6 protein-coding genes are annotated in these 11,778 nt (G+C 59.3%); all 6 read left to right on the top strand.

Features of this window, described 5'->3' with window-relative positions:
- Positions 1–111 precede the first annotated feature (111 nt).
- The 6 genes from K334_RS0113125 to K334_RS0113150 all read left to right on the top strand — a co-directional run bounded on the left by K334_RS0113125 (position 112) and on the right by K334_RS0113150 (position 11,190).
- A complete protein-coding gene (locus K334_RS0113125; RefSeq protein ID WP_025880941.1) occupies positions 112–1,083 on the top strand; it encodes a BACON domain-containing protein in 972 nt (323 codons plus the stop codon).
- A 13-nt stretch (positions 1,084–1,096) separates the two neighbouring features.
- Positions 1,097–2,656: a BACON domain-containing protein gene (locus K334_RS0113130; RefSeq protein ID WP_025880942.1), complete on the top strand. Its 1,560-nt coding sequence runs from the start codon at positions 1,097–1,099 to the stop codon at positions 2,654–2,656.
- A gap of 4 nt (positions 2,657–2,660) precedes the next feature.
- Entirely contained in the window at positions 2,661–5,630 is a 2,970-nt protein-coding gene (locus tag K334_RS0113135; RefSeq protein ID WP_027445096.1) for a SusC/RagA family TonB-linked outer membrane protein, read from the top strand.
- Positions 5,631–5,641: 11 nt separating this feature from the next.
- The gene (locus K334_RS0113140; protein WP_036890438.1) at positions 5,642–7,291 is read left to right on the top strand and encodes a RagB/SusD family nutrient uptake outer membrane protein; all 1,650 of its coding nucleotides are present in this window, start codon (positions 5,642–5,644) and stop codon (positions 7,289–7,291) included.
- A 19-nt stretch (positions 7,292–7,310) separates the two neighbouring features.
- Positions 7,311–8,873 (top strand): calcineurin-like phosphoesterase family protein, encoded by a 1,563-nt coding sequence (locus K334_RS0113145; protein WP_027445098.1) that lies wholly within the window; start codon positions 7,311–7,313, stop codon positions 8,871–8,873.
- A gap of 82 nt (positions 8,874–8,955) precedes the next feature.
- Positions 8,956–11,190 carry a glycoside hydrolase family 31 protein gene (locus K334_RS0113150; RefSeq protein ID WP_025880944.1) on the top strand — a complete coding sequence of 745 codons (2,235 nt, stop codon included), beginning with the start codon at positions 8,956–8,958 and terminating at the stop codon, positions 11,188–11,190.
- Positions 11,191–11,778: the final 588 nt, after the last annotated feature.

Consider the following 11,778-nt stretch of genomic DNA (forward strand, 5'->3'; position numbering starts at 1 on the left):
AATGACCGACGACGAAACATTTCGTTTGAAACCTAAACCTCAATCATACACAACAACATGGAACTTGACCACCCTTCAAGAACCTAAGAAAATCCATTTATACCTTTATCTATGAGCAAAACAATTCTGACCATGGTCTTTGCCTGCCTGTTCGTTCTGCTGACAGGAGTCTCCTGCACGATTGACGACAAGGCCGACGAAGCCTTGCCACGGCTCCAAGTGAGCCAGGCACGCTACGAGGTGGCACTCCCCGGAACGATGAAGGACGGGAGTGTGCCCGAAATCCGCGTGATAGCCAACAAAGGTTATCAGATAACGAGCAGCCAACCGTGGCTGAAGGTGGACAAGGCCGAGGGCTCCGGACTCACCGACGTGCAGATATTGTGCGACAGCAACCTGACGGGAGCCGTGCGCGAGGGCGACCTCACCGTGACAAGCCACGACCTCAGGGAGACCATCCACGTGACCCAGACCCTCTACGACCCGTCGACCATCGTGGAGCCACGCACCTTCTATCAAGAGAACTTCGACTGGACGCTGCCCATTGCCGAAGCCAACGGACTGAAAGACCCCGTGGGCGGCGAAGACGGCTACACCCGCATGAGCGTGACCAACGCCAAAGTGCTCGACACCTGGAAAGCCAGTGGGCTGGCCGACTGGTATCTGACGGCGGTGAACCCCAGCGGCGCCAACAAAATCAGCATTCAGAAGGGCTATCTCCACTTCAACGCCAACAGCCATTTCAACACGGGTGTCATCCTGCCGGCACTGCAAGGGACGACCGGCGGCAGCGAAACCGTGGACGCCACGCTCAGCTTCCAGATGTGTCCCGACGGCTCGGGACCCGACAACGTGCCCGCCGTGGTGGAGATCGTGGCCGGCCCCGGCTCCTTTGCCGCCGACAAGGACCAGCCGACTTCCGAAGCGTTCGCCCTGATCTATGGCCGCCAGTGGAAGGAATTTTCATTCCATCTCTACGGAATCACCAGTAACACGCGGATCGCCATCCACACGACGGCGCCCGACACGCAGAAGTATTGCCGCTGGTTCCTCGACAATCTATCGCTGAAAGAAATCAAGTAAAGACACGCACATCATGAAACATCGAACCAACATCCACACTTGGCTCATGGGCGCCCTGCTCTTTGCCGGCGCCATTGGGCTCTGCGCATGCCGCGACGAGGCCGATATGGAAACCTTCATCACGGCCAGTGAGGCCGACATCGTGCTACAGGCCAACGGCCTGACGGACAAAGGACAACCCGGCGAGTTTGAGTTGGGCAGCAACCGGAGCTGGAAACTGGCGAGCAAACCCGAGTGGGTGACGCTCAACTACGAGAGCGGCAAGCGCGGACGACAGAAGATTTATGTGTCGGCGGGCCGAAACACGACCGGTGAAGACCGTGAGGGATTCCTCGAATTTGAGCTTGACAACGGGCAACCGGAGCAGGTGGCCGTGTATCAATATCGATTGGCTGAAAAGGTGAAGGTGGCCGAAAGCAAGTTTGCCGTCAACCTTTTGGGCTTCGACGAGAGCGGCAAGTCGCCCGTCGTAGCCATCAGCAGCAACTACGCCTGGACGCTGACGCCCGACGAAAGCTCCGCATGGATAGAGCCGTCGGCCAAGAGCGGCGAGCCCGGAGAGGCCAACGTGACGCTGAAGGTGAACGCCAACGACACGAAGAAGGACCGCGAAGGCAGGCTCGTCTTCAAGGCGGGGAAAACCACCATCGCCATCACCGTGAGCCAGGACGCCATCGCCTTCGACATCTCCATCGGCACATTGACGCTCAGCAAGAGCGGAAAGGAGACCATCAACGGCGACGCCGCCACCATCGACATCAGCGCGTTGGAAGGCTGGAGTGTGACGGACAAGCCCGACTGGCTGACCTGCAGTCCCACGACGGGCAAGGCCGGCGACACGAAGATGACCGTCACGGCCACCAACAACACGGGAGAGCCGCGCGAAGGCACGATAACGCTGCGCTCGGAGCACGGCGTGGAGGCCTCGCTGCTCATCAAGCAGGACAACAAGGTGACGCTCCGGCCCGACGACAAGCCGGTCGGCCACGTCTACTTCAGCGAGCCTTTCGACTGGGCGCACCAGATAGCGTTGCTCTATCCCGCCAACTGTCAGGACCAGGTGGGCAGCGTTGGAGGCAGCGCCGGCAACACGATTCCCATCTATTCGAATGCCGACGCCAAGAACATCTTCGACAAAACGCTCGTCGACCTCGTACCCGCCGGCAAGTGTGTCTACATCGCCGACGGCTACATCAAGCTGGGACGTGGCAACCATCAGACGGGCGTGGTCATCAAGGAGGCCCTCGACATTCCCGAAGGACGCATGGCCGACGTGGAAGTGAGCTTCGACATCGCCGACAACAAGCAGGACGCGACGGTCGTCGTGGTGGAAATCAGCGGCGACGGACAGATTGTCGACGGGGCCTCGGCCACCAAGAGCCACGACATCCACCCCATCAAGAACACCGATTCCAGCAAGCCGTGGCAGTGGTTGCGCGACCAGAAGGTACAAATCAAGGGCGCGACGGCCAACACCCGCATTGCCATCCACTCGGGACAGATGGGCCTCAAGGGCTACTACCGCTGGTTCCTGGACAACATCAAGGTAACTCGTATCACGACAAACAAGTAAGACTATGAAAAAACTATGGAATAAAATGGGCAGAAGTCTGCAACGAAGCTTTGGGATGGCCGTGCTGTGTCTGGTCTCCGCAGGCGTTTACGCGGGCAATCCCGTCAAGATAAAGGGCACCGTGACCGACGGCAAGGGCGAACCGATCGTGGGGGCGACCATCCAAGTGCCCGGAACGACGATAGGAACGACGGCCGACATCGACGGCCGCTTCACGCTCGACGTGGAGGACGACAACACTTTGCAGATCTCATCCATCGGCTTTCAGACCGTGAAGATGAAGGTTGGCAGAAACCGTGAGTTGCGGATTGTGCTGCGGGATGACGCCCAAATGCTCAACGACGTGGTGGTTGTGGGCTACGGAACGATGGAGAAGAAGCGCGTCACCTCGTCCATCACCTCCATCAAGGGCGACAACCTCACTGTGGGACTGGGCGGTTCGACCATCGCCACAGCCCTACAGGGCAAGGTCACGGGCCTCACCATCTCGGGCAGTGCCAGCCCCAACGCCTCCAACGGCTATCAGCTGCGCGGCGTGGCTTCGGTCAGGGCCGGCAAGGGGCCGCTCATCGTCATCGACGGCGTGCCCGGCGGTGACCTCCGCATGATCAACCAGGAAGACGTCGAGTCCATCGACGTGCTGAAAGACGCCTCGGCCGGAGCCATCTATGGCACCCGTGCCGCCGCCGGCGTCATCCTCGTCACCACCAAACAGGCCAAGGAAGGCAAGGTGAAGGCCACCTACACGGCCGAGTTCTCCACCGAATCGGTGCGCAAGAGCCTGGACATGCTCTCCTCACGAGACTATATAGAATATGGTATAGGGCAGGACTACGGCTACGACACCGACTGGTACAAGGCCCTGACGCGCGACAATCCCTTCTCGCAACGCCACGTGCTGAGCCTCTCGGGGGGCAGCAAGGCGCTCCAGGTCTACACGTCGCTGATGTATTCCGACCAGAAAGGCATTGTCATCGGCGACGGACGCACCGACTATTCGGGGCGTATGAACGCCAAGTTCAAGGCTTTTGACGGCAAGGTGGAGGTGATGATGAAGGCCCAGTTCCGCCAAACCGACCGCGACCGGCGCAACGGTTCGTCGTCGTTCCAGCAGGCCTTGACGCTCAATCCCACCATCCCGGTGATGAATCCGACGAATCCCGCCAAGTACAACGTCAACTCCTTGGGCGTGGGCGGTACGTCGTGGAACCCCGTGGCCGACATCGAACTACAGGATTTCAAAGGAACCGACAAGTGGCTGCAGGCCGACGCCACGCTGAAAATAAACCTCACGGACGCCCTGGCCTTGCAGGGGACGATGGGAGTAGACCAGCGTCAGTACCAGCGATACACCTATCTGCACCAGGAACACTTGAGTTGCATCACGGCAAACCGTCGCGGCTACGCCACACACTCGTTCTCCAAGACCGACAACAAGAGCTTCGAGGCCTACCTCTCCTACCTCCGCGACTTCAACAACCTGCACCGTATGGACGCCGTCGCGGGCTGGAGTTTCTACGAAACCAACGGCGAGGCCTTCGACATGGCCAACGGCAACTTCACCGTCGACGGCATTGGCCCGTGGGACATGGGTGCCGGCACCGACCTTTCGGACGGCAAAGCCTCGATGGGTTCGGGCAAGGATCCGCGCCAAAGACTGCTTTCGCTCTTCGCCCGAGGCAGCTATTCCTACAACGACAAGTACATGGCCACCGTCAGTCTGCGGCATGAGGGCAGCTCCAAGTTCGGCAAGAACAACCGCTGGGGCAACTTCTGGTCGGTGTCGGCGGGCTGGCGCCTGAGCAAGGAGGCCTTCATGAAGAACCTCAGATGGCTGAACGACCTGAAACTGCGCGTCGGCTACGGCGTGACGGGCAACAACGACTTCAGCAGCGGCAACACCATCCGCACCTACAAGGCGAACGACATGTGGCCCACCAACGGCATTTGGCAACCCGGCTACGGCAGTACGAAGAACATCAACCCCGACCTGAAGTGGGAAGAGAAGAAGGAGCTGGACCTCGGCGTCGACTTCTCGCTGTTCGACAACCGCCTTTCGGGCAAGTTCGACTACTACGTCCGCAACGTGGACGACATGCTTTTCAACGTTCCCGCGCCCATGCCGCCGATGGTTTACGACAATATCATCAAGAATGTGGGCACCCTCACCAACAAAGGATGGGAGTTCGAGCTGACTGGTCAGCTTGTCCGCAGCCGCGATTTCAACTATAGTTCGACCATCAGGCTGTCCCACAACACCTCGAAAATCAAGAACCTGGGCGACACCAACTCCTATCTCTACGGCGACGCGTTCCCCAATTCCATGGGCTACGCTACCAAAATCGTCAACGGTTCACGCATCGGCGAGTTCTGGATGTTCAAGTATGCCGGCCTCGACGCTGACGGAAAGTGGCTCATCTACGACAAGGACAACAACGTGGTGCATGCCAAGGACGGCGCGACCAACAACCTTGTCGACGCCAACAAGCACTATGTGGGCAACGCCATACCGACGCTCATCGCCTCGTGGGACCACCAGTTCAGCTACCGCAACGTCGACCTGGGCGTCTCGCTCCGCTCTTGGATCGACTTCGACGTGTTCAGTCAGCTCAACCTCTACCACGGATTGAAGAGCAATTCCGAAGAAAACGTCATGCGGATAGCCTACACCGACAACAAGAACATCAACGACACCCGCATTCTCACCGACTACTTCCTGAGCGACGGCAGCTTCCTGAAGATCGACGCGGTGACCCTCGGCTACACGCTCGACACCTCGAAGTGGCAGCGTTACCTGTCGAAGGCCCGCTTCTACCTCACCGTCCGCGACCTGGCGTGCTTCACCAAGTACCAAGGCTACAATCCCGAGGTGAACATCAACGGCCTGGAACCGGGATTCGAATACATCAGAAGCGCCTACACCATGTACCCACAGACCGCGCATTGGACGTTGGGCGTGCAGCTAACATTCTAATCTATAGCAATATGAAGACCAAACATATCCTCCTTGCGCTGGCCGGCGCAGCCGCATTCAGTGCATGCAACCTGGACGAGAAATTCTATTCCAGCGTCACGCCCGACACCTTCATCACGACTTCGGAGAACACCTACGCCATTCTCTGCCGTCCTTTCACCCACTGGAAGTGGTACCTGGGCAACGACAGATGGTATCTACAGGAGCTTACGACCGACGAGATGCTCTGCCCGACACGGGGCTCCGACTGGTACAACAACGGCGAATACATCCGTCTGCACGAGCATACGTGGTCGCCGACAGACCGCTTTGTCGTCAACACCTACGACGGAACGACCGGCGGAATAGCCCGGGCATGGGAGGCATACGACGATTTGTCGAAGGTGAACTACAAGGCGCTGGGCATGACCGACGCCGACAAGGCCGACCATCTGATGCAACTCAAGTCGATCGTGGCCTACTTCTACATGCGGGGACTCGACTATTTCGGCGGCATGCCCATCTACAAGTCGAACAACGACCCCGTGGTGGGCCGCTCGACCGACCGCGAAACCTACGACTACGTCGAGTCGCTGCTCAAGGAAGCCATCCCGCAGCTGAAGAAGAAGGCCCGTCTGGGCGCGAGCGAGGACGGCTACATCAAGCAGGCGGCGGCCGCCACCATGCTGGCCGAGCTTTATTTCAACGCCAAAAGCTACATCGGCGAAGAGCATTTCACCGAGTGTGCCAAGCTCTGCGAGGACATCATCGCCGGCGTCTACGGGCCTTACGCGCTCGACAAGACCTGGTATGGGCCGCACGGTTTCAACAACGACGAGAGTCCGGAGGCCATCTGGAACGTGCCGTCGCAGAACACCAAGCTGGAGTTCAACTGGTTCTACCGCTACTTCTACCATGGCAATTCGCCCAAATACTTCAACACCTCCTTCCCCGCTTCGTGCTGGAACGGCTTCTGTCTGACCCCTTCGCGCGAGAACGAGACGTCCGGTGTCTACACGCAATGGAAGCTCGGAAACACTTACGAGAAGTTCGCTGCGACCGACTTGCGCAAGAAACCCTACGTCTACAACGGCAAAGGACAGTATGAAGGCATGTTCCTCGTGGGCGAACAGGAGAACCCCAAGACCCACGAGAAGGTGCTCGGCATAAAGGACCGGGCCGGAAAACTCATCAACCTGCGCGACTATGTCAACGTCGACGGCAAGGGGTCGAGCATGCTCAACGGCTCGGAGGAGTCCGGCATACGCCTTGTGAAAATGCCGATACCCAACAACGACGACATCAACCTGCTCTGGAACCCCGACTTCCCCGCCATCCGGCTGACCGAAGTCTACTACATGCTGGCCGAATGCAGGTGGCGCGCCGGACAGAAAGCCGAAGCGGCCAAGCTCATCAACACCGTCCGCAAGCGCAACTTCCCAGGAAACGTCGACCCGAAGCCCGTGCCCGACGACTTCGACATCTATCGTCTGGCCGACGAATGGATGACGGAGTTCCTGGGCGAAAGCCGCCGGCGCACCGACTTGATACGCCTCGGTCTCTTCACCACCGAAGACTGGTGGACGCACAAGGCGTCGAACGACGACAACAAGAAGCGCTTCCCCATCCCGACGGTCGACATCGCGGCCAATCCCCTGCTCAAACAAAACCCAGGTTATTAATCCCCAACGCATTGATTTTATGAAAAATACCTTTTATTATATCGCTTCTCTCCTCATGGCCGCCGTGCTGACGGCCTGCGGCGACGAGAAGATTGCCGAGCGAATCGGCGGCAACGAAGACGCGCTCACTATCAAACATCAGGTGGGAATGAACGTCGTCGGACGGGTGACGGTCGACGGCAGCCCCCGCGAAGGCGTGGTCGTGAGCGATGGAATCACCGTTGTGGCCACCGACAAGAACGGCGAATACCAGATGCGGTCGAGCGGACGCCAGCACGTCTTCGTCTCCATTCCGGCCGACTGTGAGCTGCCTGTCGAGGAAGGGCTGCCCAAATTCTACAAGACGCTCGACTTCAGCAAAGGACATATCATCCAACGCAACTTCAACCTCAAGCGCAGGGAGCCGTCGAAGGACTTCACGCTCGTGGCCTTCGCCGACGTCCAGATCGGTGGAAAGAAAGATGTAGCCGAGTTCGTGAACCCTGTCATGCCGGGCATTCTGAGCCACACGAGCACCCTCAAGGGCACGGTGATCGGCATAAGCCTGGGCGACATCTGCTGGAACAACACCGACCTCTACGCCGACTACAAGCGGGAGATTGTCAAGAACAACTTCCCGGTGTTCTCGGTCATCGGCAACCACGACCACAACGCGAAGTACCACAACGATACGGAGTCGGACATCGACTTTCGAAACGCCTTCGGTCCCACCTACTACTCCTACAACATCGGCGACTGGCACATCGTGGTGCTCGACGACATCTTCTACCGCGGCGTGACAAGTCACAACGACTACGACGGCAGCATCACCCAACAGCAACTCGACTGGCTCAAGAAGGACCTGGCGTTTGTGGACAAGAGCAAGTCGCTCATCGTGGGATTGCACATTCCTACATCGCGCCGCGGCAGTTCGGAACCGGGCATTTCGAACAGCAACGAGCTGTACGCGCTCATCAAGGACTACCACCAGGTGAACATCCTTTCGGGCCACGTGCACAACAACTGCACCACGACGCTCGCGCCCAACATGACCGAATACAGCCTGGGGGCCGTCATGGGAGCCTGGTGGAACCACTTCGAGCACCTGGGCGTGTGCAACGACGGCAGCCCGCGGGGCTACGGCGTGTTCACGTTCTCGGGCAACGAACTGAAGGACGAGTATTACATCGGCGACGAAACGGCCCGCGACTACCAGCTCAAGGTCTATCCGCCGAAAGAGGCCTCCATGCGCTTCGGCCGTGCCAGCGGCGCCCTCACGTCGCCCTTCGACGCCGTTCCGCTGATGACCGACGACACCCACGTGCTCATCAACATCTTCAACTGGCACACCACATGGAAGGTGGAGGTGAAGGAGGACGACGGGCAGTGGACCGTGCTCGACCGGAACGCGCTCTGCTACGACCCGCTGGCGGTGCGACTGCTGCAATACGGCAATCCCTGGGAGCAGCGGCCGTCGGCCGGCCCGGGCTATACCGACCACGTATTCCTCTACAGTCCTTCCAACGCCGCTTGGAAAACCATCACGGCAAGGGCCACCGACCCCTTCGGAAACGTCTACACCGCTTCCGCAAATCACGAATAACCGGGCGAACGTCCGCCGTAGGCCGCGGCTCCTTCGTCAACCGACGGCCTACGACGGCTTGCCTTTCCGCTCCCGTTCACTTATGAAAAAACTATTATCGCTCTGCTTTCTGCTGTGGGGCGCCCTGCTTCAGGCGGCGGCCCTGCCCGCGACCAACCCCATCGTGATGGGCAACAACCGGCTGACGCTCATCACCCCGACGCTCATCCGGCTGGAATACTCCACCAACGGCACCTTCGTCGACGCGCCGACATACTTCGCCTACAATCGGAAAAGCCTGCTCCGACCCGATGAAATATCGATCGACGAGCTGGGCGACGACACCTACGAGATCCGCACCAAGGCCTTGCGCATCCGCTACAAACACGACGGCTATCCATTCTCGACGGCCAACCTGCACGTCTTTTATCAGAAAAACGGCAAGGAAGCGAAGTTCACCAACCGCTTCATCCTGCGCAACAACCTGGGCGGTCCGGTGGAAACGCTCGACCGAGTGACCCGCGAGATACCGATGAACGACGGCATTCTGAGCAAGGACGGCTGGTACATGATCGACGACGCGCGCGGCGACCTCATCGTCAACGGTTGGCTCCAGCCGCGCGACACGCGCACGCATTTGCAGGACCAGTACTGCTTCATCTACGGCAACGACTACAAGGCGGCGCTCCGTTCGCTGGGGGCCATCAGCGGCCGTGTGCCCATGACGCGCAAATACATCCACGGCGTGTGGTACTGCCGCTACTGGGACTACACGTCCGACGAGTTTCTCGACATCATCCGGGGCTATGACAAGCACGACTTCCCGCTCGACAACATCGTGTTTGACATGGGATGGCACACCAACGACGCCACGACGGGCGCCGGCCACAACGGCTTGCGCAACTGGACGGGCTACACCTGGAACCGAAAGCTCATCCCCGACCCGCAGGCGCTGCTCGACGCCATCCACCGGCAGCACGTCCACGTGGCCCTCAACGACCACCCGCACGACGGCATACGCAACCACGAGGCCTGCTACGCGCCGTTCATGCGGGCCATGGGGGCCAAGCCGGGTGACAACCTGCTCTTCGATCCGGGCGACAGCACCTACATGCGCCACTTCTTCGCCTACGCCCACCATCCATTGGAGCGCATGGGTGTCGACTTCTGGTGGCTCGACTGGCAGCAGAACTACCTCTATCCCTACGTGCGGGGCACCAACACGACGACGTTGGCATGGATCAACGAACTCTATTACCGCGACTCCGAACGCGACGGACTGCGTGGTTGCGGCTACAGCCGCTGGGCCGGCTGGGGCGACCACCGCCATCCCATCCAGTTCTCGGGCGACGCCCAGGCCAACTGGGACATACTGGCGTTCGAGGTGAAGCTCACCGCGGGCAGCGGAAACGGCGGCTGCTATTACTGGGCGCACGACATCGGAGGTTTCCGGGGAGAGCCAAATCCCGAATTGACGACCCGCTGGACGCAGTTCGGAGCACTCTCGGCAGCCCTGCGCGTCCACTCCACCAAGGACCCGAAGCTCGACCGCAGGCCCTGGCTCGCCGACGAACCCTACACCAACGCCATGCGGCGCATGTACCACTTGCGGTCGCTGCTCATGCCCTACATCTACAGCTGCGTGTGGCAGACGCACAACACCATGCTGCCGCTCAACCGCTCGCTCTTCATCGACTACGGCACGCAGGAGGAATCGTTCGAAAACGCGCAGGAGTTCACCTTCGGCGACCTCATCCTGGCGGCTCCCATCACCTCGCCCGGCAAGGGTGCGGACAAGCGGACGACGCAGAAGGTGTGGTTCCCCAGGGGCGAAACGTGGTACGACTACTTCACGGGCGAACGCTTCGAAGGCGGCCGGACGCGTGAGATAGAGAAGCCGCTGGACGAGTTCCCGATGTATGTGCGCGGCGGTTGGCTGCTGCCCATGCAGCCCTACAGCAGCCGCACGGCCTCGGCACGGCTCGACACGCTCGTCATGCGGCTCTATCCTGCCGCCCACGACGCCGACAACAGCTTCACGCTCTACGAAGACGACGGCCTCACGCTCGACTACACGAAGGGCCGTTACGCCACGACCCAACTGCAATATACATGCAAAAACAACCATTCCATCGTGAACATCCACCCTGTCAAGGGTGAATACAAGGGACAGGTGCCACAACGCGCCTACCGGTTGCAGCTCTTCGGGTTCGACAAGATAAGGCGGTTGAAAGTCAACGGCCGAACCGTGAAGCCTACCTACGACAAGACATTGAACTGTCTGGTCGTGAATGTGGGCAGCCAAAGCATTCGCCAAGGACATATATTTGAGTTTTAAGTTTATAATATGTCATCCTAAATGGATTTTTGAGACGCAGAGCGGCAAGAGCGCTATGCCGCAAAATCTTTCAAAACGGCCGGTTTCATCGTGACTTTGAAGCCGGCCGTTGCTTTTTCGCCCATGAATGCAGGTTGACGTCCATGCATCTGTAGCGATGTAGCCTCCTGTCTTGTTGCTTTTCACCCATGAATGCAGGTTGACGTCCATGCAGATGATGACCCTGGAGGGGTCGCCCACGGTCATAACAGCTATCTTTGGGCGACCCTTCCAGGGTCGATTTCCGCCTGGTCTTCTATCCCCTGGTCACTCCGCTTCGCAGAGATGACCAGGGGTTATCGAGCGATGAAGCCGCTGGCTTCACTTCCTGCGCAGCCTGTGGCAGGCATTTCTTGATTCCCAATGGTTCATGCGGACATGCTCATGGTGCATAGCGCATGCTACCGTCTGTACTGTGCGTGGCTACCGCGCAGCGGTTGGTCCTTTTAGAGCCGGGGTGGGTCTTTGTTACCTTATCAAATGATAGCTGCCGCCGGCCATGGACTTGACGATTCCCTGCATTTCAAGTTGGAAGAGGAGGCTGGAGAG

It is taken from the genome of Segatella baroniae DSM 16972 = JCM 13447 (genome assembly GCF_000426585.1).
GTDB lineage: Bacteria > Bacteroidota > Bacteroidia > Bacteroidales > Bacteroidaceae > Prevotella > Prevotella baroniae.

Bases quoted from the DNA above. Each gene is read 5' to 3' on its own strand.
- K334_RS0113150 (WP_025880944.1), top strand. From the start codon at position 8,956: ATGAAAAAACTATTATCGCTCTGCTTTCTGCTGTGGGGCGCCCTGCTT.
- K334_RS0113125 (WP_025880941.1), top strand. From the start codon at position 112: ATGAGCAAAACAATTCTGACCATGGTCTTTGCCTGCCTGTTCGTTCTG.
- K334_RS0113130 (WP_025880942.1), top strand. From the start codon at position 1,097: ATGAAACATCGAACCAACATCCACACTTGGCTCATGGGCGCCCTGCTC.
- K334_RS0113135 (WP_027445096.1), top strand. From the start codon at position 2,661: ATGAAAAAACTATGGAATAAAATGGGCAGAAGTCTGCAACGAAGCTTT.
- K334_RS0113145 (WP_027445098.1), top strand. From the start codon at position 7,311: ATGAAAAATACCTTTTATTATATCGCTTCTCTCCTCATGGCCGCCGTG.
- K334_RS0113140 (WP_036890438.1), top strand. From the start codon at position 5,642: ATGAAGACCAAACATATCCTCCTTGCGCTGGCCGGCGCAGCCGCATTC.